The sequence below is a fragment of the Leisingera thetidis genome, assembly GCF_025857195.1.
GTDB classification, from domain to species: domain Bacteria; phylum Pseudomonadota; class Alphaproteobacteria; order Rhodobacterales; family Rhodobacteraceae; genus Leisingera; species Leisingera thetidis.
On the sequence record NZ_CP109787.1, the window covers coordinates 693,318 to 717,474 of the forward strand.

Genomic DNA, 24,157 nt, shown 5'->3' on the forward strand with positions numbered 1-24,157 from the left:
GCGGAAGCAGGGTGCCCGCCGGCGCCAGGGCATGTGCGGGCGGCGGCGAAAGCGGGGTTCAACACACCGGTAACAGCTCTTTGAACCGGCCAATGCGGCGGTGGTCTTGGACAGGCCGGCTGCGGTCCTGGGCAAAACACCCGTTGCCGGGCAGCGCGGCTGCGTAATGCTGGATCCCCGCGCCTGCCCGGTCGCGTCCGGCCTTCCCTTTGCCGCCAAAGCTCGGAACAGGGCATCCCCCGGCCTCTTGCCGCGTTGAACGTTCCGAGGCAGGACACCTGGCAGCTGTCGGCGCGGCAAGGGAAATGAGGTATCGGCCCTGACGCGCGGTCCCCTGCGCGGTGCGGCAGGTTGAGATTGCCGCCCGATCAGGCCGTTTGCCGTGCCCGTCCGGCTTCCAGCCCGATCGTAAAACGGATCGTCGTTCCGGTTTCCGTTTGCGGATCGCACCAGATGGTGCCGTTATGGCGCTTGGCGATCTTGGTGCAGGTGGCGAGCCCAAGCCCGGTGCCCGGCTGCTCGCTGCCGCGTTGCAGACGTTTGAACGGCTCAAAGATCTTATCCCGGTATTCCAGCGGAACACCGATGCCGTTGTCAGCAACTGAAATCAGCAGGCCGTTGCCGGAAGGTTCGGCGGCAACGGAAATCTCGGGCGTTCTGCCGCCGCTGTACTTGATCGAATTGCCTATCAGGTTTTGCAGCAGCTGGACGATGTCCGGCGGAAAACACCAGACACTCAGCCCGCCGGAATCCCATTCGATCCTGGCTCCGGATTCCGCCAGATCCTGCGCAAGAACGGCACGCAGGCTGTCGAACAAGCTCTCGACAGTGACATGTTCGGCGGTGCCGCTGCTATGCGGGTTGGTGTGGCTGGCCAGCCGTTCAATGAGGTCGGAGGTCTTGCGGACCGATTTCTGCATCAGTTCGAATTGCCGGGCTACCTCGTCAAACTCACCGTTCTGATAACTCTCTTGAATCTGCTCGCTGAGAAACTTGATGGCTCTGAGCGGCGCGCGCATGTCATGGATCAGCACATCCGTGAACAGTCTCAGCTCATTCTGCTGCTCCTGGATCCGCCAGCGCATTTCCGCAACTTTCAGCCCGTTGGCAACCATCCGCTGCAGTGCTTCGGCGGTGATCGCGGATTTGGGGATGTAATCGCTGGCACCGGCTAGAATGACGCTCTTGGCGATTTCCTCATCCCCTTGGCCGGTGGTCATGAACAGAACCGCCCGCGGCCAGGTTTCGTGCAGCTGGGCAATCAGGTCGAGCCCGGTGCCGTCCGGCAGCAGATAGTCCAGAATGATCACGTCCACCGGACGCCCGGCAAAAGTCAGAGCGTTTTCACCGCTGTCGGCCTCGGCGATCCCGGCCTCCGGGTGCAACTGCTGCAGCAGCCTGCGCACAAGTTTCCGGTCGCCCGCATCATCATCAATGATCAGGATGTTGAGAGCTGTCATCGGAAACCTTTCTGATGTGGATATCGGGCAGCTCGACAATGCGCCAGTATGTGTCGAACGTGGCCATCAGGTCGACAAACATGTCGCCGGCCTTGGACTTGAGAATGTAGCCGGCCACGTTGTTGGCATAGGCCGCGGAGATGTCCCGTTCGTCTTCCGATGTTGTCAGCACGATGAACAGGATCTTGCGCAGTACCGGATCGGCGCGGATTTCCCTCAGCAATTCAATCCCGTTCTTGCGCGGCATGTTGATATCGCTCAGCACCACGAAATTGGGCGGCGGCATCTGCTGCATTTCGCCGCGAAGGAATGCCAGGGCCTCGACGCCGTCGACAAACCGGACCACTGGATTGGCTATCTTGGCCCGCTGGAACGCCCGGCGCAGCGCTTTTGCGTCACCGTCGTCATCCTCGACAAGGATAATGTTCAGCGCCGGACGGTTGGCTGTTCCAGAAAGATTGTTCATGCTGCCAATTCCTTTTTCAGAGGGGCACGGGGCCAGGTGAACCGGAAGCAGGTTCCGCAGGAGCCATCGGAGTGAACTGAGATTTCACCGCCGATCACTTCGATGTGCTTTCTCACAATGGCCAGCCCCATGCCGCTGCCTTCGGTGTGATCTTTCGGCTTAAGCGTTTGGAAAATATCAAATATCCTTGAGTGGAATTGTTCGGCAATTCCCGGCCCGTCATCACAGACCGCAAAGCGGTAGCTGGCCTCATGTTCGGACACATCCACCCAGATGTTGCCTTCGCTTTTGTCGTGGTGCTTGATGCCGTTTGCTATCAGGTTCAGCAGCACCGTCTGCAAGGGAAGCTTCCGGAAATTGAGGTCCTTGAAACGGCTGGAAAAATGCACCTGCATGCCGTTCGGGATTTCCAGCAGTGCAAGGATTTCATCCTGAATTTCCGCCCCGGTCCCAGTGGCCTCCGAGGTGCTTACGCGGCCGATGCGCGAATGGCGCAGGAGGTCATCCAGCAGCTTTTCCATCCGCATTGCCCGGTTCCGCAGCAGTTCGAGGCTTTCGCGGGTGTCTTGCGTCAACGTGTCTTCCAGATCTTCCTGGAGCCAATTCGAGGCGTTCTGAATGACCCGCAGGGGCGCCTTCAGGTCATGAGAGACAATATAGGCAAACTGGTCCAGCTCGCTGTTGGAACGCCGGAGCGCCTCGATCAGGGCCTGCCGCTGTTCTTCGGCCTGTTTGCGCAGCGAAACATCCTTGAGAACGCCGATGAAATGGCGCTCGCCCAGATAGTGTGCCTGGCTGACCGAAATGTCGAGGGGCACCAGCGAACCGTCTTTGCGCACGCCCCAGATTTCACGGGTTTCGGACATGGTTTTCGAACGGCCGCCGAGATCTGCGTTCCGGATATATGACATGTGCGCGCAGGCATCCTTGTCCCGCATCAGCTGCACCAGCGGCTTGCCCAGCAGCTCTTCGGCGGAATAGCCGAAGATTTCCTGGACAGCCGGGTTGGCCTCTTCAATCAGGCCGCTTTCATCAACCGCCATGACCCCTTCGGCGGCGTTTTCCAGTATCGCATCCAAGCGGTTTCTCTGCCGCTGCAGCTGGGTGATGACAATGGCGAAACTCGCGGCCAGGTCCTGGATCTCCCCTGTGCCGGCGTAGCTGTTTTCCAAGGGCTGCATGGAATTGGCCTTGGTACGGACTTCCGCGAGCAGATGCTCCAGAGGCCGCAGCAGGCGGGCGGTCGCGAAATAGCCGACCAGGGTCGCGAATGGGATCAGCACACCCGCACCAAGAACCTTGAGCTTCAGTTCCTGAACCGCAGGAGACAAAAGGCCGTCCAGGTCCACCAGTGTAACCATTCTGATCCGTAAGGGCAGGCTGTCCGGAAGTCCCCGCACTGGATAGATGAAGAAGGCGTCGCCTGCGTCACCGAAACGTTGGAGGACACCTTCCGGAGCCGCCATGACGTCCTGCGGAAGGAGGGTCGTCCGTTCAGGTTCGCTATGGAACAGGAATGCCGGTTCCGCGGCGGAGCCGTCCGGGTCGGCCTGTTGGTTTGTAACCAGGTAGACCGTGTAGTGTGACGCAATGTCGGGGCGTGCATGTGTCAGCAACACTTCCGCGGATGTATTGACGACAACTGCGCCAAACACTGCGCCGTCGGCATCCAGTACCGGGTGAACAATGCGGATCGTGGGAGGACCCGAAACCTGGCCGTGCTCTCTGTTCCGGGTCAATCGGGAATAATAGAACCCTTTGCTCCCCGCTCTTTCGGCTATGTTCTTCAGATACGGCTCCCCGTCCTTGGACTGCAGCGCATGCGGGGGAACTATTTCCGCAGTGCCATCGCGTGCATTTACCCGTACGAACTCCTGCCAGTTCCCGTCATTGAGCAGCAAGCGCAACTGAGTGTAGCCGGTGCGGTTGGTGATCAGGCTGGCAAAAACCTTTTCAAGCTGCTCGCGCGACTGTTCCAGTGACAAGCCGCTGAGCGGATCCACCTGACTGCCACTGTTATAGCTGCGTATAATTGCGGCAATCGCCGGGAAAGAGCTGAAGGCGTTCAAGTCCTTTTCAAGGCCGGCAAACACCTCGCGTGCGTAATGCGAATAGATTTCATCATTGCTCAGTATCTGCCCGGTTACCAGTTTCTGGACCCGCTGCTTGGCATTCAAGTAGTCGACGGTGAAAAACAGCGTCAGAAAGAACCCCATGACGCAGAAGACAGTCAATGCAACTTTGGTCTTCAGTTTCATCCGTGCTCCGAAAAGTTTGTGTCCCGTCTGCCCGGATACGGGCCAAGGCAGCGGCCCGGCGAAGGCATGACGCCGGCCCGTCGAAGCAAACAGCTACTGGAGCAGACTGGGCGTATTTTTTCCAGTGACCTGCCGGGTTTCGTCAATCACGCTTTCGAGGTCGTCCATGAACACAACCAGATCCTTGCAGCTGCGCTCAAGCATCGAGACGTCCGACAGCGTGGCTGGCGGTACGCTGCCATCCTGCCTGGCCTGCGACTTGATCACCCGGACCCCGGCAAGCGTGCGGCTCAGCAGCAGCCGCAGGTCAGGGCCGCAGCCAACGATGAAACGCCGGAAGATCCGTTTCAGCTCCTGTTCCGAGGCCCGGGCGCTGGACAGCTGGCCGTACAGCGCTCGCCGTTCGATTGCTGAAGCGATGGATTTGATCAGGGAATCCGTCGTCAGCTCGTCCTTGACAATGTAGTCGGCACAGCCCCGGCGCATGGCCTCAACAGCGATCTGGTAACTGGTCGCGCTCGTCAGCATGATGGGAACGGCCTGAACCTGTTCTTCATGAGTCACGAGCAGTTTCAGGGCGTCCAGTCCTGTGTCCATGCCCAGGTTGTGATCCAGAAACACAAGATCAAAGTGTTCCTTGTCCAGCTGCTGGCGCATTTCATCCAGGTTGGCAGCTTCGAAAAATTCGGCCCTCATCCCGGCTTTGCTGCACAGCTTGTTCAAGCGCAGCCTGTCGATCTCATCATCGTCGACCGACAGGATGTTGAGCATGACTGGCTGTAGAACCGGCGGGGCAGCCATATCTGAAAACGCGGCATTTCTCATTCTGTTCCCCTTTACTAACTACACTGCACAACACGGCGAAGATCCGGGCATTCACCCATAAGGATACTTTAACACCAAACCACTCTCTCTTGGGTTATTATCTTGAGGGATTTGATTAAAGAAAACTGAGCTTCCGCAAGGGGTTCCTTGATTTTACGTTAAAGATGCGTAGGCGGCCTGCTATTTTCGATGACTTTGCGATTTTGGGAGGGGGCTGAGGATCGCACATGGCAGGGAGGGAAATTCAAAGGCCGCTTCGGGTTGAGCTCCAGTCTGCTGGACGGTCCTGTACAGGAAGGAAGGCGGCAGGGCAGCGCCCGTCACAGCCGGAAGCCAGTGCATGGCGCAACATGGCAGAAGCATTGCCTTGGTGATTCCTGCTGCTGAAGCTGCCTGTCATGCGGGCAGCGGGCCGGGAGAACATCAGCCGCAGTGCGGACCTCCAGCGGCGGCTGATGGCCGTTAAGGATTGCACGCCTGACCCCGCCTGCGGAAAAACGCTGCGGTCGCGCAAAGAGGCTGTGGCGATTGGGGAAGCTGGATAGCATACCTTCTCTCGGGCTCTGTACACCCGCAGCCTTGCTGAAAAAGTAGTTGCTTGGCTTCATTCTGCAGATTCGGCTGCAGGCGGATTGCTGAGGCCATCAGATTCACGGCCCAAGCATTCGGCAGGGATGTTCCGCAACCGTCTGCCGCAGCCGTCCCGACAGATGCCGCGGAAGTTGCAGGGTACAGCATGCCGCGGCCGCCGGCTGGCAGGTTTAGATTGCCTCAGTACGCGTATGTTGCTTGTCCGGGGCTGGAAAAGACGGTTTTCCGCTTGAGCACGCCGCCTAACGACCACAAGCAGATCACCGCTGGCTTGGCAGTTCTCCTGTCGGATCAGGCACAGGGAAACAAGTTTCTTTTCAAGCCACGAAACGCCGTCAGGCGGCAACTCCGCTCCTCAGCCTGGGGCGAACCGAGCTGAGGAATTTTTGCGTACTGGCGCCGGTGGCGCGGACGGAACGGGTCTTGTCTCGCGTCAGTAACCCTTAGACCATAGGCGGCTTGGCAACACCCAGGCGAAAGAAAAAAGCGACCCTCGGCAGAGAGTTGCTTCAGCAGGCTTCAGAAATCCTCCCACCTGACCAGATCATCCGTGCCTGTGGCAGCGGACTGGCCAGGCTCGTCTGCCGGTGCGCTGGATTTGCCGCCGCGGATCTCTTCCAGCGGCGCGGGCGAGGCAATGCTGTCCTGTGCCGGTGTTCGGGGCGCGGCCGCGCCTGGCGCAGGAGCAGGGTGGGCTTTGATTGTGAAATGCGCCACCAAGTCAGCAAGTTTGTTCGCATCGGTGTTCAGCATGTGGCCGGCTGCGGTGGCCTGTTCCACCATGGCCGCATTCTGCTGGGTCACCTGATCCAGCTGGGTGACACCGGTGTTGATCTCGCCGAGGCCGGTCGACTGCTCGGCAGCGCCTTCGGCAATCCCCGAAACCAGCTGCGAGATATGAGTGACCCGCTCGACAATGCTTTGCAGCGCCTGGCCGGCCTTGCCGACCAGATCGACACCGCGCTCCACCTGTTTTGTGCTGTCGCTGATCAGGGTCTTGATCTCCATTGCCGCATCCGACGAGCGCTGCGCCAGGGCACGCACCTCGGAGGCGACCACCGCAAATCCCTTGCCGGCCTCGCCTGCCCGCGCCGCCTCGACACCCGCGTTCAGGGCCAGAAGGTTGGTCTGGAAGGCGATGTCGTCGATCACCGAGATGATCTGGCTGATGTGGGTCGAGCTCTGCTCGATCTCGGTCATTGCGGACACGGCATGCTGCACCACCGAGTCGCTGGCCTCGGCCTCGGCCCGCGCTTCAGCCATGGTGGCTTCGACGCTGCGGGCGCCTTCGGCTGCAGCGGTGACCGAGGCGGTCAGTTCGTCCAGCGCAGCGGCGGTTTCCTCCAGCGTGGCTGCCTGGCTTTCGGTGCGGTGCGACAGGTCGTCCGAAGCCTGGCTGATCTCGGCAGCGCCGTTGCGGATACTGCCGGAAGCTTCAACAACCTGCTGCACGGTTTCGTTCAGGGTTTCCAAGGTCAGGTTGTAATCATGGCGCAGCTGCTCGTGATCCTCCGGAAAGGCCTCGGTGATGGGTTGCGAAAAGTCTCCTGCCGACAGGCGCACCAGGCCGGCGCTGAGGCTTTCGACGATGATTTGCTGCTGCCGCTGCATTTCAGCGCGTTCTTCTTCAGCCGCGCGCGCTTGTTTCAGGTCGTCCTGCATCGACACCAGCGTCTTTCCGATCTTGCCGATTTCGTCGAAGCGGCCGGCGGCTTCGACGACTGTGTCGAGGTTGCCGGAGGAGACAGCTTCCATGTGGGTGCAGAGCCTGTCGATCGGCCGGGTCACCGAGCGGGCGAACAGCCAGCCGAGCAAGGAGACCGCGGCGGCGCAGGAAAGCGAGATCAGCAGCATGACCCGGCGCTGCTGGATTGCGGGAGCCAGAATTTCTTCGCGGTCCAGTTCCGCGACGATTGCCCAATTGATGCCGTGGACCATGAAAGGCCCCGTGACAGCGGCAACCGTGCGGCCATCCGGCTTTTCGACGGAGGGGTGGAAGCTTACCGGAGGGCCGGCCTGCGACGTTCCGCCCGCGTCCTCCGGCGCGCCGCCAAAGAAGGCTGCTTCGATGTAGGGCACATGCGGCAATTCCTCCAGAACGCCGTGCCCGCCGTCCAGGCGCGACGGGGTGCGGGCCTTGAAGTCGCCGCCAATCAGGTAGACGTCCAGTGTCTCCAGCTCGCCGCCGAAATTGGTGGTGATTTCGGCGATTTCGTCAATCGCTACCTGCAGGGCGAATACGCCCGCAAACCGGCCGCTTTCGTCATGGATGCGGGTTGCTGCAAAAGCCGCCGGGGCATCTGCGCTGGGTTCATAGGCCGCGATGTCGGAGAAATAGACCCGGCCGGGTTCTCCGGATACGGCCTGCTGGAACACCTTGGCCAGATCCGTCCCGCGGTAGGGGCCCGAGACCATGCTGGTGGCGTAATCGCTTTCCTTGGCGACCGAAAACACCACGTCGCCTGCAGGGCTGATCAGGAAGATGTCGTGAAATCCCATCCTCTCCATCATTCTTCGGAAGGAAGGGTGGTTGCGCTCAAAATGCACGTCATAGGGGGAAGCGGCGGAGGCGAACATTGACAGGTTTTGCACATCCGATTGCGCCTCGCCGCTTCTGGCGGGCCAGGTCACGGCCAGATCCTTCATCGCCTTGGCGGTGGAGGGGACCGATGCGATCGTTAGAATGGCGGCGTTGATACCCTCCAGATAGGCGTTCAGCGCCAGTTCCCGGTCGCGCACCAGCGACTGCAGGAAGACTTCGCTGTCATGGAGTACCCCGCGCCGGAAACTGTTCGTGCTGACGGCAATCAGCACGAGGGTCAGCGCCAGAGTTGTGCTGACGATCAGCAATGGCAGTTTGTGGGCGATCTTCAATGATTTGAGCACTTTCAACCTAACCTCCAGGGGAGAGGCATCCCGCAGCGGTGCCATCTGGCGGATGCTGGTGACGCAAGTTCTGCAAATACAACGTCAGATAGATTTTTGATCGGTTAATCCCTGTACGGTTTAGCGATGGTTTTACGATTTTCCCGGCACCGTTCGCCCGCCGGTGTTATCCCGCGCGAAGCAGGCCGGACGCATGCATGGGCCAATTATGCAGGTCTTGGACCGGAGGACGTTAAGACTTGCGGCTGAGCCTCGGGAAGCGGACCGCGGCCCTGCATCCCGGCCGGACAGGGCAAGGCGGCTGCAATTGTTAACGCATTCCTCATTGCGAATCGGCCCGTCGGCGCTGGGCAGGCCCCGGCAATCCGGCCTGCTGGGCGGAAATTTCCTCAGCATTACGAGGGCTTTCTGAAAAACTGCCCGGACTGTTCGGGTTTTTCTGGTAATGCGAAGTATTTTTTTGCCATGGTTAAGCATCAATAACCGGGGGGTTAGGGAATTGTTAACGCTGCCACGTTCTGTCCATGATTCTGTCCTGGCCTGGCAAATTTGGGCCTCATTCCAGCCGCACGCCTGAATGACGATGCGACTGTGGGAAGCTGGAGTGGATTATGAGACCTTTTATTGCTGCAATTGCGGCATGCCTGACATTGGGCATGCCCATTGGCGCGGCTGCGGATGACACGCGGTCAGGCGTCAATTCAATAGAAGGATGGGAGGCCGTCGGGCGGCTGAACATCTCCAACAGAAACATGTGCACCGGCGCGCTGGTGGCGCCGGATCTGGTGCTGACGGCAGCGCATTGCCTGTTTGACCCGCGGACAGGAGGACGGGTCGACCCTGCGTCGATCTGGTTCGAGGCGGGGCTGTCGGGGCGGCAGGCCGTGGCCTTGCGGCAGGTGGTGAAGGCGGTGATGCATCCGCAATACCGCTATCGTCCCGCAGGCGTGCATCAGGTCGGCAGCGATCTGGCGGTGCTGAAGCTGGACCGGCCGATCAGCGGCAGTCAGATCCAGCCGCTGACAATGTCCAGCGGCGCGGCGCGGGGTGATATCCTGGGGGTCCTGTCTTATACCCGGAGGCACGCGACGCGGCCCAATCTGGAACGGTCCTGCAGTGTTCTGGCACGGCAGAGCCGGACCTTGGTGATGTCCTGCCTGGTGGACTTCGGCGCTTCGGGCTCGCCGGTGCTGGAGATGCGCCCGGGCTTGCCGCCGCGGCTGGTTTCGGTGATTTCCGCCAAGGCTGCAATGGGCAGCCGCCGGGTGTCGATCGGAACAGCGCTGGATGCGTCGCTGCGGGACTTGCTGCGGCGGGCGGGCTGAGCCCCTGTTCCCGTCGGCCCGGGCAACATTCCGCCGGCCGCCGAACAGGGGCAGCGGTTTCTGGTTCAAGGCTCGCGCAGGGCTTCGCGGGATTTGTAGAGCGGCTTCAGCAGATACTGCAGCACGGTCTTGGCGCCGGTCTGCAGCTCTGCCGTGGCCCGCATCCCCGGGCGGATCTGGATCGATTGCTGGCGTTCGGTAAAGCTGGATTTATCCACCCGCACCGTCACCCGGTAATACGGTTCAGCCCGCGGGCTGCGCTCGTCCTCGAAGGTGTCGGCGGAGACGAAGTCCACCTTGCCGCGCAGCGCGCCGTAGATGGTGTAATCATAGGCCGACAGCTTGATGGTGGCGGCCTGGCCGGGCTGCACGCTGGCGATGTCCTCGGGCTTCACCCGCGCCTCGACGAACAGCTCCTCGCCCAGGGGGATGATCTCGAGGATCTCCTCGCCGGGGCGGACCACGCCGCCGATGGTGGTGACGGCCAGGCTGTTGACGATGCCGGCCATGGGGGAGGTTATGATGGTGCGGTTCAGCTGGTCCACCGCTAGCCTCTGCTCCTGGCGCAGTGTGGTGAGTTCACGCAGGGTGCGCGCGTATTCCTCGGCCTGTTCCAGCTCCGCCAGGGTGCCGATCTCATTGTATTTGGCGCGGGCATCTGTGGCCGCATTGCGTGCCTTGTTCACTTCGATCAGCGCCACGATCTTCTGCTTGTGCAGCTGCTCCATATTGGCCAGCTCCGCATTCAGCTGGTCCCGGATCTGCCGGGCGCTGTCGCGCCGGCTGGTGAAATCGGTCTGCCGCGCGGCCAGCAGCCCCCGTTCAGATGCCAGGATGCCAGGCGACCGCAGCGCCAGCATCTCCGGCACAGCAAATTCAAAGGCGCCCTTCATCTGCGCCTCCAGCCGGTAGCGCTTGATCTCCAGCGCGTCGATCTGGTTCTGCAGCTCGTCGGCGGCGGTGCGAAATTTGGTGTCCTGCAGCTTGGCCAGCATCTGACCGGCAGTGACGATGTCGCCCTGGCGCACATGCAGCTCGGCCAGGATGCCGCCTTCGAGGTTCTGCACGATCTGCGCACGGGACGAGGAGACAATCTGGCCCTCGCTGCGGACGATTTCATCGATCGAGGCAAAGGCGGCCCAGATCAGGAAGGCGAGCAGGGCGGCAAGCACCAGGTAGATGATGCGGCTGGCGCTGCGAGGGGTTTCGGCGTTTCCGTAGGGGTCATGCAGGGCCATGGTCATTTGCCTTCTCCTGCGGCCAGATGGGCCAGAACCTGATCGCGCGGCCCGTCCACCACCATCCGGCCCGACTGCAGGATCAATGTGCGGTTGGTGAGCGACAGGATCGGCATCCGGTGGGTGGCGATTACCGCGGTGCGGCCCTCCAGCCAAGTCTCCAGACGGCTGACGAGGGTGCGTTCCAGGGTCTGATCCAGTGCGGCAGTGGGTTCATCCAGCAGCACGACGGACGGGTCCTGCAACCACAGCCGCGCCCAGCCGATCGACTGGCGCTGGCCGATCGACAGCCCGTGGCCGCCGTCGCTGATCTCCAGGTCCAGCCCCTTGTGGTGGCTGCGCACATGGGCACCGAGGCCTGCGAATTCCAGCGCCTCCATCAGCCGCTCGTCATCGCGCTCCAGCTGGTTGAGGTTCAGGTTGTCGCGCAGGGTGCCGGCAAACAGGCGGACGTCCTGGCTGAGGTAGCCGATGTTTGCGCGCAGGTCGCGGGGGTCGATCTGCGCCATGTCGGTGCCGTCCAGCAGAATCCGCCCCCGGTCGGGCGCATAAAGACCTGACAGCAGCTTGAGCAGGGTGGATTTTCCAGAGCCATTGACACCCAGTACCGCGACCCGCTGGCCGGGCGTGACCGCAACCGCCTGCACATCCACGGTAGGGGCGGCGTCGTCGTCGTAGCGGAACAGGATGTCGCGCAGTTCGAACCGGCCCTCGACCTTTTGGCGGCGCAGGTAGGTGCGTTCCTTTTCTTTCTCCTGCGGCGCCTGGGCGATGGCGTCCAGTCCTTCCAGCGCCGCCTTGACGTTGCTCCAGCGCGCCAGCGTGGCGGCGAACTGGGTCAGCGGCGCCAGCGTGCGGCTGGTCAGGATGCCGGTGGCGATGATGGTGCCGACGGTGAATTCGCCGGCAAACACCAAGAGCGTGCCCAGCACCACGGCGGTGATGTAGGTGGCCTGCTGCACCCCTTGCGACCAGTAGGTGAGGGCGCTGGACAGCTTGCGCTGCTCGGTTGCGGAATGCGACGACAGTGTGTTCAGCTCATCCCACAGCCGCAGCACCCGTTCTTCGCCGCGCTGGGTCTTCACGGTGTCGAGCTCGGTCACCACTTCATGCAGCAGCCGGCCCGCTTTGGCGTTTGCGCCTTGGGTTTGGCGGGTCAGCGCGATCATCTTCTTCTGCATGAAATAGGCAGGCAGCAGCATCAGGATGCCGCCGGCGATGATCACCCAGACTACCGGGCCCGCAATCGAGGCCACCAGCAGCAGGAAGACAGCGATAAAGGGAATATCGGCGAGCGTGGAGATGGTGGAGGAAGTGAAAAACTCCCTCACCGAACTGAAGTCGCGCATGGCGGCAAACAGGCCGGAGGGCGGCAGCGGCTTCTTGTCCGAGCGCATGCCGATCAGGCGGCGCATCAGGTTGTGCTGCACCGACAGCTCGATCTGGCGGCCTGCGGCATCGGTCAGGCGCGCGCGGGCCAGTTTCAGCATTGCTTCCAGAGCAATGGCGAGGAAGGCGCCGACGGCCAGCACCCACAGCGTGGCGTGCGACTGATGCGGCACCACCCGGTCATAGACCTGCAAGCTGAACAGCGCGACCGAGACCGCCAGGATGTTGGCCACCAACGAGCCGAGCATGATCTCGCCCACCTGGCGGCGGTATTTCGGGAACTCGCTCCAGAACCAATGGCCCGGATCGATCTGCGGCGTGTGTTTTGCCGCCATCTGCTTGAGCGAGGGGCGGGCCGACAGCACGGTGCCGGTGAAATAGGGGCTGAACTCTGCCAGCGGCACCTCAGTGCGGTTGTCCGCACAGGAGGTGTCGTAGATGGTCAGCGCGTCTTCGGCCTGGCTCAGCACCAGCACGCATTGGCCGCCGGACATGACCGCCAGTGCCGGCCACAGGGCCGGGTTCAGCGCTTGCTTTTCCAGGACCCTGGGCTGCAGCCCGGCCGAATGCACTGCCTTGGCCAGCGTGTGCAGGGACAGATCGCCGGGGGTCTCGCTCCACAGGAACGCGGCGATGTCGCTGACCGGCACTTCGCAGCCCTTCAGCGCGGCGAGAGTGGCGACCAGGCTGGCGCGGTGCTGAATGCGCGCGGCGGCGCCCTCCAGCAGCGAGCCGACTTCGGGCTGGGCCTCCTGCGGCTGCGGCTTTGCTTTCGGCTTGGGGGCTGGTGCCGGAGCAGGGGAGTTTGCCGCCGGTCTGATGTCCGGGACTGATCCGGCGCTGCCGGCAGCGGGCACGGCCCGCAGCACCGGCTTTTTGCCGGAGGCGGGCAGCGGACGGGGCGGCTTTTGCGTCGTATCGTTCAAATCTTGTCCCCATCGGCCAGCAGCCCCAGGCCGCGCGCCAGCTGCAGCTGGATCAGCACCACTTCATATTTTGCCTCGATATAGGCCTGCTCGCGGCGCACCAGCTCCTCATAGACCTGGATCACCTCCATCACCGGCCGCTGGCCGGCCTCGAACTGCTTCTGGAACAGGGTGTAGGTCTCGCGGCTGCGGCGCACCAGCGCGGCCGTCTCAGCCTCCTGGCGCCGGTAGGAGGCGATCTGCTGCACCTGGCGGCTGTAGGTGCGGCGGGCGGCCTCCTCGGCCTCGCCGATCTGGCGGGTGGCGGCCTCCTTGGTGGCTTCCAGCGCCTGAATGGCGGCGGGCGTGCCCAGACCCAGCGGCTGCCCAACGCCCAGCGTCAGGCCGGCGCCTGAGCCGTCGGTGGTCACATTGCCTGCGGCCGAAACCTGCGGCAGCAGGCCGGCGCGGCCGGACTTGGCCTGGGCTATGGTGCGGTCCGCTTCGGCACCGGCCCTGAGCACGGAGAGGAACTGCACCTGCTCCGGCGGGGTGCCGATTTCCAGATGCGCGGGTTTTTGCGGGAAGGACCGGCCGGTCATCGCCTGCAGCTCTGCACGCGCGGTGGCGGCGGCGTCCCGGGCGGTGGCCGAGGCGGTGCGGATGCCGCTGATCTTGCTGTCCACCACATTGAGGTCGGCGCGGTCGGAGACGCCGCCATCGACCCGGCCCTGCACAATCCGGCGGAATTCCTGCATCCGCTGCAGCGCGCGGCTGCCATAGGCGGCCTTTTCGTCACCGCGCAGCGCCGCGGCATAAAGGCCGACTGCAGTTTCGACCCGGCTGTTCATGTCCTCAGACAGGCTGACTGCGGCCACCTCGACATCGGCGGCGGCAAATGCGCGTTCGGCCTTGCGGCGGCCGTTGTCGAACAGAACCTGTTCTATCAGCAGCCCCGCGACCAGGTCGCCCAAGTCGGTCAGGCTGACCGACGGGCCCAGTGTCGGCAGCCAGTTCTTGGAGGCGGCCTCGGCGCGCAGCTTGGCGCTGATCAGCTCCGCTTCGGCCGCGCGGGAGGAAGCGGCAATGGCGGCTTCGGCCACCTGGCCGTAGGCGCTGTCCCGTGCCAGCAGCGAGCGGCGCTCCATCAGCTGGCGGATTACCTCGGAAGAGGTCTCGCCTGATTGTGCGAAATTGCTGCGCGGAGCAGTGGCCGCAGTGCTTTCGGACCCGCCGAACGGCAGGGTCTGGGCGCATGCCGACAGGCTGCACATCGCTGCGATGGCGCAAAGAAAGCGTGCCGGTTGCATTCTGCCCTATGCCCTTTTGTTCAAGGCTTCTGATGTATTGGGCCCGGCAGCAGAAACCGCCGGGCCGGTAGATCAGATCACGACGTTGACGTCTTCGTCGACAACCAGAGAGGTGCCGTCGTCGCCAATGGTGTAGACGTTGTAGGTCTCGCCATCGATGGTCTCGGTGCCGTCGGCAGTTGCCCCGGTTATGGTGAGCGTGTCATCTGCCCCGCCGTGCACGGTCAGGGTGTCGGAGTTGCCCGACAGCGCTTTGATGTCCGCTTCGGTCAGGGTCAGGTCGACGGCATCCGCATGCACCAGGTTCAGCTCGTCGATGTTGAACTGCGACAGGCCTGCGTGATCCAGAACATCCGCGTCCGCGCCGTCCTCAAGGACCACCATGGTGCCGGAGCTGTTGCCGGCGTCATCCACCCGGTTGACGACCAGATGCGATCCGTCCGGCACGTCGGCGTCGAAGTCGAACAGGGTCCTGCCGTTGCCGAGGTCGGTTTCGGTGCCGGTCACATCGGACACACCGCCGGCGCTGGTCAGCTCATGCGCAGTGTCGCCGGCTTCGAAGTCGTCGCTGAAAAAGCCGCTGACGCCTGCGCCGGTGCTGATTACATCGCCGATGTCCGGTGCGTCGTATTCGGTGTCGACCTCAAAGGTTTCGGTCAGGGTCTGCGTGTTGCCGGCGGCATCGGTCGCGGTGATCTCCGCCCGGCTGGTGTAGGTGCCGCCGGGCAGGTCGCCGGCTTCGAATGCGGCGCTCCAGTTGCCATCGGCATCCACGGTGGCGGTCCGGGTCACCCCTTCGACCGTGACCTCGACAACCGACCCGGGTTCCACCGTGCCGGTCATGGTGAGGCCGGCAGTGCGTTCCGCCAGATTCACCACGTCATCATCGGTCTGCTCGCTGTCTGCGGTGAAGGGTGAAACCTCCGTGTCGATTGCCACGCTGTCGGTGATTTCCGCAGTATTGCCCGCGGCATCCGTGGCCGTCACGACAATGTCCGCGTCATAGCTGCCCTTGGCAATGTCGGAGGCCGCAAAATCCGCGCTCCAGTTGCCGTCCGCGTCCACCGTGGCGGTTTGCGTCGCATCGCCCAGTTGCACCACTACGGTCGAGCCCGGTTCCACCGTGCCGGTCAGGGTCACGCCGTCGCTGCGTTCCGATTTGTTGACGGTGTTGTCGCCTTCGATGCTGCCGGACTCAAGGGTGAGGGGGTCAACCAATGTGTCCACCTGCAGATCGGCGGTTGCCGTCGCAGTGTTGCCGGCCTCGTCTGTCGAGGTCACGCTGACCGTGGTGCCGTACTCCCCGGCCGGCAGCGAGCCCGCTTCGAATTCGGCGGCCCAGTTGCCGTCTGCATCAACCGTGGCGGAACGGGTGACGCCCTCAACGGTGACGCTGACTGCTGCGCCCGGCTCGCCGGTGCCGGTCAGTGTCAGACCGGCTGCGGCTTCGGCGTTGTTGACCAGATCGTCGCCGCCGGCCTGGCCGGAATCAATCTCCACCGATGTCGTGGTATCCACGCGGATGGTCCCGGTGACAGTATCCGTGTTGCCAAAGGCATCGGTCGCCGTCGCCGTCACTTCGGAGTCGTATTCACCGGAGGCAATTTCAGATGCGGCGAAGTCCGCGCTCCAAGTGCCTGCGTCAGTTGCGGTCACCGTCCGGGTAACGCCTTGGAAGGTGACTTCGACGGTTGCACCTGCTTCGGCGGTGCCGGTCAGCGTTACGCCATCGGCGGCCTCTTCGGCGTTGATCATGTCGTCGCCGCCAGCCTGGCCGTCGTCGAGCGCGACATCCGCAACAGTGTCGATCACCACTGCCGGCCCGTCCAGGTCGAACTCGGTGCCATTCGGATCAGTGACGTGAACGGTGGAATCGTAGTTGCCGTCTGCGGGCAGGTCATCCACCGGGAAGGCAACTTCCCAATTGCCGTCATCATCCACTGTCGTGGTCGCGGTTGAGGTGCCGACTGTGACTGTGACCTCGGAGCCCGGCGCGCCGGTGCCGGTGATTTCCACCGGTTCCGTGGTCGAGCCGGAAACCGGGTACGTTGCATCCGGGTTGTCAACTGTCGGAACGATGCCGTTCGTGCCGCCGCCGCCGCCGCCGTCTCCACCGCCGCCGCCGGCAACAACCGCGGCGCCGACCACCCCTGCGGCAGCCCCGGCCGCGCCCAGCCCGCCGAACAGCGGTGCGGCCAGCGGTGCCACCACCGGCTCGATCCGGTCGACGTCGAGGAACACCATTTCGTCATAGGCGCTCCACTTGCCCGTCAGATCAAGCGGTTCATAGGTGGCAAACAGCATGCCGCTGGATTTATCTTCCAGCACCACTTCGATGAATTCGCCTTCCTGGCTGAGGAACAGGTTCTTGCCGCCCGCGGCGTCGTATGAATAGTAGTTTTCCAGCACCAGCTCCTGGCCGTTCGCCAGGGCAATGTGCAGGTCGCCGCCCTGACGGGCGTAACTTTCGACATCTGCCGGGCTGAGGTTCAGCGAGATATCTTTGGCTTGGGCGGCATCAATGCGCGCCGGTGTGCCTTCGGAGAAATTCCCATGCTGTGTAGTGCCCGCCATATCGCGGGTAATAAATGCGACCGTGCTCATTAGTGTTACCGCTTATCTGTTCGCGGCGGTGCCATAATCCGGCGCGCGCTGCGTGGTTCCGTTGCCTGTAGTTTTGCCAAGCGGCCGTCTTTCGCGGCCATTTTGGGGCCATACTGTGACAATTTTAGTTAAGCTGTCCAGTACATGGGCGCCGCGGTTGAAGCAGATTTGGTGGCGACCGTGTCTTGTCTGCCGCATATATTTTAAGGTTTTTCACGACACTGTGATGGAGCGCCTCCGCCCGTCATGCCGGGATGTGACGGCAGTTCCGGCAGACCGAGCATTGGAAGCGCAGGTTTTTCAAGCTGCGGAACACTGCAAGGGCGACTTGATCCGCGCCCCTTCTATCCTTGATGGAAATATATGCGGAAGCCCTTGAAATGCCGCGTTGCAGAAGGGCCGTTCCGAGAGGGGGATCGCCGCGATGTGAAGAAAATTTCCCGCAAAAGTTTCTGGCAATTAATTAAAAGTACACCACTTTCAGATAGGAAGAAGTTCGTAATTGGTGTAAGCTCGAGAGTAAGTAACACGACGCCGACAGCCCTGGACTCCGGGCGCAGGCCGCCGCCAAGAGCGGCCAGCCGGACGTATGACGCCAGCAGCGGCGCCGAGCAGAAATCAGAACTCAACACTGACGCGGACACCCTTGCCCACGTGCTGGGCACTCTCTGTCCGTGCGCGAATTCATACGCCAGGAGGAACGGCGCCAGTTAACCAGGAGGCTTGATCCAAGATGAAAGACATTGCCGAACTTTTTGCAGAGCAGTACGGCGAAACCCGCGAGCAGGAGATGCCGCTGCAGGAGTATTTGAACGCCTGCCGCGACGATCCAAGCCTGTACGCGAACGTCGCCGAGAGGATGCTGAAGGCAATTGGCGAAGAGGAGCTGGTGGACACGTCCAAGGACTCCCGGCTCGGGCCAATCTTTCAGAACCGAACGATCAAGCGCTACAGCGCCTTCCACGACTTCTATGGCATGGAAGACACGATTGAGCGGATCGTCGGCTACTTCCGCCACGCCGCGCAAGGTCTGGAAGAGCGCAAGCAGATCCTCTATCTGCTGGGGCCGGTCGGCGGCGGCAAATCCTCGCTGGCGGAACGGCTGAAGCGCCTGATGGAGGACCAGCCGATCTATGTTCTGAAGGCCGGCAATCAGGTATCGCCGATCTTCGAAAGCCCCCTGGGCCTGTTCGACCCGGTCCGCATGGGCAAGGTTCTGGAAGAGGAATACGGCATCGCCCAGCACCGGCTGCCCGGGCTGATGTCGCCTTGGGCCGTGCAGCGGCTGGATGAATTTGACGGCGATATCAACAAGTTTTCGGTTGTGCGCCTGTACCCGTCGCGGCTGCGCCGGATCTGTGTCGCCAAGGTCGAGCCGGGGGATGAGAACAATCAGGACATCTCGACCCTGGTCGGCAAGGTCGACATCCGCCAGCTGGAGCATTTCAGCCAGGACAACCCGGATGCCTACAGCTTCTCCGGTGGCCTGAACCGGGCGACCCAGGGGGTTCTGGAATTCGTCGAGATGTTCAAGGCGCCGATCAAGATGCTGCACCCGCTGCTGACGGCGACCCAGGAAGGCAACTACATGGGCACCGAAAGCTTTGGTGCGATCCCGTTCAATGGCCTGATCCTGGCCCATTCCAATGAAAGCGAATGGCAGTCCTTCAAAAACAACAAGAACAATGAGGCCTTCATCGACCGGGTGTCGATCGTCAAGGTGCCCTATTGCCTGCGCGTCTCCGACGAGTCGATGATTTATGACAAGCTGATCGAGCACAGCGAGCTGCGCGACGCCCCCTGTGCGCCGGAGACGCTGAAGATCCTCAGCCGGTTCTCGGTGCTGACCCGCCTGAAGCCGCATGAAAACTCGAACCTCTACTCGAAGATGCGGGTCTATGACGGCGAGAGCCTGAAGGACACCGATCCCAAGGCCAAGACGGTGCAGGAATACCAGGACCGGGCCGGCGTGGACGAGGGCATGAACGGCATCTCGACCCGTTTCGCCTTCAAGGTGCTCTCCACCACCTTCAACTTCGACACCAACGAGGTGGCGGCGGATCCGGTGCACCTGATGTATGTGCTGGAGCAGATGATCAAGCGCGAGCAGTTCCCGCAGGAGACGGAACAGAAGTACCTTGAGTTCATCAAGACCGAGCTGGCGCCGCGCTATGAGGAGTTCATCGGCAACGAGATCCAGAAGGCGTACCTCGAAAGCTATACCGAATACGGCCAGAACGTGTTTGACCGCTACATCTCCTATGCCGACGCCTGGATCGAGGAGCAGGACTACAAGGACCCCGATACCGGCCAGCTCTACAACCGCGAGGTTCTGGATGCGGAGCTCAGCAAGATCGAAAAGCCGGTCGGCATCGCCAACCCCAAGGATTTCCGCAACGAGGTCGTCAAATTTGCCCTGCGCCACCGCGCAAACACCGGCAAGAATCCGGCCTGGAACTCCTATGAGAAGCTGCGCGACGTGATCGAGAAGCACATGTTCAGCCAGGTCGAGGAACTGCTGCCGGTGATTTCCTTCGGGTCCAAGAAGGACAGCAAGACCGAAGGCAAGCATCAGGAGTTCGTCGAGCGGATGCGCGGCCATGGCTATACCGACCGCCAGGTGCGGCGTCTGGTCGAATGGTACATGCGCGTCAACAAGGCGGGCTAAAGAGGAGCGCTGTGGCACATGCATCATTTCATCGACAGGCGCGCAAATCCGAAGGGCAAGAGCCTCGGGAACCGCCAGCGGTTCCTGCGGCGGGCCCGGGAGAACATTAAGGAGCGCGTCGACCAGTCGGTCCGGGGAAAATCGATCCAAAGCGGAAGCGGTGTCCCGGACGAAGGCGAAAAGGTCACCATCCCGACACGGGGGCTGAAGGAGCCGCGGTTCTTTCATTCCTCCAAGGGCGGGCTCCGCCGCCATGTCTTGCCCGGCAACAAGGATTTTGTTGTCGGCGACACCATCAAGCGCCCGCAGGGCGGAGCCGGCGAGGGCGGCCGCAAGGCCTCCGAGGACGGCGATGGCGAGGACGAGTTTTCCTTCACCCTGACCCAGGAGGAATACCTGGAAATCCTGTTCGACGGGCTGGAACTGCCGGACCTGGTCGAGAAGGCCACGGTGGAGACCGAAACCATCGGCACCCGCCGCGCCGGTCTGACCACGGCCGGGACGCCCAACAACCTCAACCTGGTGCGCACCATGCGCAACTCTCTGGGCCGCCGGATCGCATTGCAGCGGCCCACGACAAAATCCCAGCGGGATCTGGAGGAGCAGATCGCCGAACTGGAAGCGCTGGAAGAGCGCACCCCGCCGCAGGAGGCATTTCTGGAAGAGCTGAAGAAGCGGCTGGAAGGGATCATCCGCAAGCGCAAGGTGGTCGGCTATATCGACCCGCTGGATCTGCGCTACGATACCTTTGTGCCGGAGAAGATCCGCAACTCGCGCGCGGTGGTGTTCTGCCTGATGGATGTCTCCGGTTCCATGCAGGAACGGGAAAAGGATCTGGCCAAGCGTTTCTTCCTGCTGCTGCACCTGTTCCTGGAGCGCTGCTACGAGCACACCGAGCTGGTGTTCGTGCGCCACACCCATCACGCCCAGGAAGTGGATGAGGAAACCTTCTTCTATGCACGTGAAACCGGCGGCACCATCGTGTCCACCGCGCTGGAGAAGATGAAGGAGATCATCGAAGAGCGTTATCCGCCGGATGAATGGAATATCTACGGCGCCCAGGCCTCTGACGGCGAGAATTTCGGCAATGACTCGGTGCGCTGCAAGAACCTGCTGCTGAAGGAGCTGCTGCCGGTCAGCCAGTTCTACGCCTACGTGGAGATCGTTGATGAGGCGGCGGAAATGCTGCTCAACAATCCGGAAGCAGGCGAAGACCTGTGGCAGAACTACCGCGAAGTGAAGGAGCAGGCCCAGCATTTTGAAATGCAGCGGGTGTCGCAGCCCGGCCATATTTATCCGATTTTCCGGGAGTTCTTCCTTCCCAAGGTGAAAGGGGCGCAGAATGCAGGCAGTTAGAAAGGCGCGCAAGCCGTTGTTCGACGGGCCGGAATGGACCTTTGAGCTGATGGAAAAAGCGCGCGACGCGATCGAAAAGATCGCGCTGGGCGACCTTGGACTGGACGTTTACCCCAACCAGATCGAGATCATTTCGGCGGAACAGATGCTGGATGCCTATTCCTGCGTCGGCCTGCCGCTGATGTATCAGCACTGGTCTTTCGGCAAGCATTTTGCCCGCGACGAAACGCTCTACCGCACCGGCCGCCAGGGGCTGGCCTATGAAATCGTCATCAACTCCAACCCCTGCATAAGCTACAACATGGAAGAAAATACCATGGCGATGCAGACGCTGGTGATGGCGCATGCGGCCTTTGGCCATAACCATTTCTTCAAGAACAACTATCTGTTCCAGCAGTGGACCGATGCCTCCGGCATTCACGACTACCTGGCTTTTGCCAAGAACTACATCGCCGCCTGCGAGGAGCGGTATGGGCTCAGCGCCGTGGAAGAGGTTCTCGATGCCGCTCATGCCCTGCAGTCCCAGGGTGTGTTCCGCTACGGCCGTCCGCCCAAACCGACCAATGAAGAGCTGGTCGCGATGCAGAAGGTGCGCGAGGGCTATGAAAGCGGCCAAAGCGTGCTGGATATCTGGACCGATTCAACCATGGGCCGCGATACGCTGGAAGAGGTCGAGGATGCGTCCTTCAGCGCCCGCCGCAAGCTGATGAATCTGCCGCAGGAGAACGTGCTGTATTTCCTGGAGAAACACAGCCCGGTGCTGGAGGCCTGGCAGTGCGAGATCCTGCGCATTGTGCGGATGCTGGCGCAGTATCTCTATCCGCAGAAGCAGACCAAGGTGATGAACGAAGGCTGTGCAACCTTTGTGCACTACTACATCATCAACAAGCTCTATGAGCAGGGCCAGATCACCGAAGGCGCCTATATGGAGATGCTGCACAGCCATACCAATGTGGTGATGCAGCCGGAATATGACGATCCGCGCTATTCGGGGATCAACCCCTATGCGCTTGGGTTTGCGATGATGCAGGATATCCGCCGCATCTGTGAGGACCCCACAGAGGAGGACCGCGAGTGGTTCCCGGATTTCGCCGGCGATCCCGACTGGCGCAAGGTGCTGCGCGATGCCTGGGCGAATTACCGGGACGAAAGCTTCATCCAGCAATTCCTGTCGCCGCATCTGATCCGCAAGTTCAAGCTGTTCACGCTGACCAATGACGCTGATCTGCCCAATCTGGTGGTGAGTCAGATCCACAACCGGGCCGGCTACAAGGCGATCCGCCGCGACCTGGCGAAACAGTACGACCTGGCCTATCTGGAGCCGGATATCCAGGTCACGGACGCGGATCTGCGCGGCGACCGGGAACTGAAGCTGACCCATACTGTGCGGGACGGCATCCATCTCGATGAAGAAGATCAGGATGAAGTGCTGAAGCACTTGCGCCGCCTTTGGGGCTATGATGTCAGCCTTGATGCGGTGGAGACCTCCAGCGAAAACTGATCGCTGACCGGGGGCTGCGGCCGGTTCCGCGAAGGGCGGAACGCCAGCCGGATCGGTGGAATTGAAACGCAGGCCCAAGGGCCTGCGTTTTGCTGTTTGCAGTCTGGCTGAGGCTCAGAATTCCACCACGGCGCGGATCGACTTGCCCTCGTGCATCAGCTCGAAGCCTTCGTTGATCTGGTCCAGCGTCAGCTTGTGGGTGATCATCGGGTCGATCTCGATCTTGCCGTCCATGTACCAGTCGACGATTTTCGGCACATCGGTGCGGCCTGCGGCGCCGCCAAAGGCGGTGCCGCGCCAGCTGCGGCCGGTGACCAGCTGGAACGGGCGGGTCGAGATCTCGGCCCCGGCAGGCGCCACGCCAATGATGATGCTTTCGCCCCAGCCCTTGTGGGCGCATTCCAGCGCGGTGCGCATCACGTTCACGTTGCCGGTGGCGTCAAAGGTGTAATCGGCGCCGCCTTTGGTCACTTCGACCAGATGCGCAACCAGATCGCCCTCGACCTCGGCCGGGTTGACGAAGTCGGTCATGCCGAACTGCTTGGCCATCTCGACCTTGCCCGGGTTCAGGTCGACGCCGACGATCTGGTCGGCGCCGGCCAGCCGCAGGCCCTGGATCACGTTGAGGCCGATGCCGCCGAGGCCGAACACCACGGCGCGGGAGCCGATCTCCACCTTGGCGGTGTTGATCACCGCGCCGATGCCGGTGGTGACACCGCAGCCGATGTAGCAGACCTTGTCAAAGGGCGCGTCCGGCCGGATTTTCGCGAGCGCGATTTCCGGCACCACGGTGTGGTTGGCGAAGGTCGAGCAGCCCATGTAGTGGTGGATCGGGGTGCCGTCCAGCATCGAGAAGCGGGTGGTGCCGTCGGGCAGCAGGCCCTGGCCTTGGGTCGAGCGGATCGCCTGGCACAGGTTGGTTTTCGGGTTGAGGCAATATTCGCACTCGCGGCATTCCGGCGTGTAGAGCGGGATCACATGGTCGCCCGGCTTGAGGCTGGTGACGCCTTCGCCGACCTCGACCACGACGCCTGCGCCTTCGTGGCCCAGGATCGCCGGGAAAATGCCTTCGGGGTCGTCGCCGGAGCGGGTGAATTCGTCGGTGTGGCACAGGCCGGTGGCCTTGATCTCCACCAGAACCTCGCCCGCCTTGGGGCCTTCCAGGTTCACGTCCATGATTTCGAGCGGTTTGCCGGGGGCAACCGCAACAGCGGCGCGGGTACGGATCATGATGAGGGTCCTTCGTCGTTATTCTCGGGGCCGGGCCGCCGCGGGCGGGTCCGGAAGTGAAATCTCTGCCAGTGGCCTTGGCCGGCCCAGCGTTACATTTGCCGGCGGGGGCACGCAAGCGGTGCCTCCATATCCTAGCAGTGTC

14 protein-coding genes are annotated in these 24,157 nt (G+C 62.1%); 4 read left to right on the forward strand and 10 right to left on the reverse strand.

The window, feature by feature from the left end; translation table 11 throughout:
- Positions 1 to 368: 368 nt before the first annotated feature.
- The 5 genes from OKQ63_RS03360 to OKQ63_RS03380 all read right to left on the reverse strand — a co-directional run bounded on the left by OKQ63_RS03360 (position 369) and on the right by OKQ63_RS03380 (position 8,492).
- Positions 369 to 1,460: a sensor histidine kinase gene (locus OKQ63_RS03360; RefSeq protein ID WP_264212559.1), complete on the reverse strand. Its 1,092-nt coding sequence runs from the start codon at positions 1,458 to 1,460 to the stop codon at positions 369 to 371.
- Positions 1,432 to 1,926, reverse strand: a complete 495-nt coding sequence (locus OKQ63_RS03365; RefSeq protein ID WP_264212560.1) for a response regulator — start codon at positions 1,924 to 1,926, stop codon at positions 1,432 to 1,434. The genes OKQ63_RS03360 and OKQ63_RS03365 overlap by 29 nt, the downstream gene beginning before the upstream one ends.
- Positions 1,923 to 4,184: a sensor histidine kinase gene (locus tag OKQ63_RS03370; RefSeq protein WP_264212561.1), complete on the reverse strand. Its 2,262-nt coding sequence runs from the start codon at positions 4,182 to 4,184 to the stop codon at positions 1,923 to 1,925. Before OKQ63_RS03370 ends, OKQ63_RS03365 begins: the two co-directional genes overlap by 4 nt.
- Before the next feature lie 93 nt (positions 4,185 to 4,277).
- Positions 4,278 to 5,009: a response regulator gene (locus tag OKQ63_RS03375; RefSeq protein ID WP_264212562.1), complete on the reverse strand. Its 732-nt coding sequence runs from the start codon at positions 5,007 to 5,009 to the stop codon at positions 4,278 to 4,280.
- Positions 5,010 to 6,119: 1,110 nt separating this feature from the next.
- Positions 6,120 to 8,492, reverse strand: coding sequence for a methyl-accepting chemotaxis protein (locus OKQ63_RS03380; RefSeq protein ID WP_264212563.1), 2,373 nt, complete (start codon positions 8,490 to 8,492; stop codon positions 6,120 to 6,122).
- Positions 8,493 to 9,097: 605 nt separating this feature from the next.
- On the opposite strand from OKQ63_RS03380, the gene OKQ63_RS03385 reads away from it, so the two are divergent.
- On the forward strand, positions 9,098 to 9,811 hold the full coding sequence (locus OKQ63_RS03385; RefSeq protein WP_264212564.1) for a trypsin-like serine peptidase: 714 nt from the start codon (positions 9,098 to 9,100) through the stop codon (positions 9,809 to 9,811).
- A gap of 65 nt (positions 9,812 to 9,876) precedes the next feature.
- On the opposite strand, the gene OKQ63_RS03390 is transcribed toward OKQ63_RS03385, so the two are convergent.
- The 4 genes from OKQ63_RS03390 to OKQ63_RS03405 form a co-directional block, all read right to left on the reverse strand.
- Positions 9,877 to 11,055, reverse strand: a complete 1,179-nt coding sequence (locus tag OKQ63_RS03390; RefSeq protein ID WP_264212565.1) for an HlyD family type I secretion periplasmic adaptor subunit — start codon at positions 11,053 to 11,055, stop codon at positions 9,877 to 9,879.
- Positions 11,052 to 13,364, reverse strand: coding sequence for a type I secretion system permease/ATPase (locus OKQ63_RS03395; RefSeq protein ID WP_264212566.1), 2,313 nt, complete (start codon positions 13,362 to 13,364; stop codon positions 11,052 to 11,054). Before OKQ63_RS03395 ends, OKQ63_RS03390 begins: the two co-directional genes overlap by 4 nt.
- Positions 13,361 to 14,653, reverse strand: a complete 1,293-nt coding sequence (locus OKQ63_RS03400) for a TolC family protein (RefSeq protein ID WP_264212567.1) — start codon at positions 14,651 to 14,653, stop codon at positions 13,361 to 13,363. Before OKQ63_RS03400 ends, OKQ63_RS03395 begins: the two co-directional genes overlap by 4 nt.
- Before the next feature lie 72 nt (positions 14,654 to 14,725).
- Positions 14,726 to 17,257: an Ig-like domain-containing protein gene (locus tag OKQ63_RS03405; RefSeq protein WP_264212568.1), complete on the reverse strand. Its 2,532-nt coding sequence runs from the start codon at positions 17,255 to 17,257 to the stop codon at positions 14,726 to 14,728.
- Between the two features lie 733 nt (positions 17,258 to 17,990).
- Here OKQ63_RS03405 and OKQ63_RS03410 point away from each other — a divergent pair.
- The 3 genes from OKQ63_RS03410 to OKQ63_RS03420 are packed head-to-tail and all read left to right on the forward strand — an operon-like array spanning position 17,991 to position 22,782.
- On the forward strand, positions 17,991 to 19,925 hold the full coding sequence (locus OKQ63_RS03410; RefSeq protein WP_264212569.1) for a PrkA family serine protein kinase: 1,935 nt from the start codon (positions 17,991 to 17,993) through the stop codon (positions 19,923 to 19,925).
- 18 nt (positions 19,926 to 19,943) lie between these two features.
- The gene (locus OKQ63_RS03415; RefSeq protein ID WP_264212570.1) at positions 19,944 to 21,281 is read left to right on the forward strand and encodes a YeaH/YhbH family protein; all 1,338 of its coding nucleotides are present in this window, start codon (positions 19,944 to 19,946) and stop codon (positions 21,279 to 21,281) included.
- On the forward strand, positions 21,268 to 22,782 hold the full coding sequence (locus OKQ63_RS03420) for a SpoVR family protein (RefSeq protein ID WP_264212571.1): 1,515 nt from the start codon (positions 21,268 to 21,270) through the stop codon (positions 22,780 to 22,782). The genes OKQ63_RS03415 and OKQ63_RS03420 overlap by 14 nt, the downstream gene beginning before the upstream one ends.
- A gap of 114 nt (positions 22,783 to 22,896) precedes the next feature.
- On the opposite strand, the gene OKQ63_RS03425 is transcribed toward OKQ63_RS03420, so the two are convergent.
- Positions 22,897 to 24,009 carry an S-(hydroxymethyl)glutathione dehydrogenase/class III alcohol dehydrogenase gene (locus OKQ63_RS03425; RefSeq protein WP_264213872.1) on the reverse strand — a complete coding sequence of 371 codons (1,113 nt, stop codon included), beginning with the start codon at positions 24,007 to 24,009 and terminating at the stop codon, positions 22,897 to 22,899.
- Positions 24,010 to 24,157: the final 148 nt, after the last annotated feature.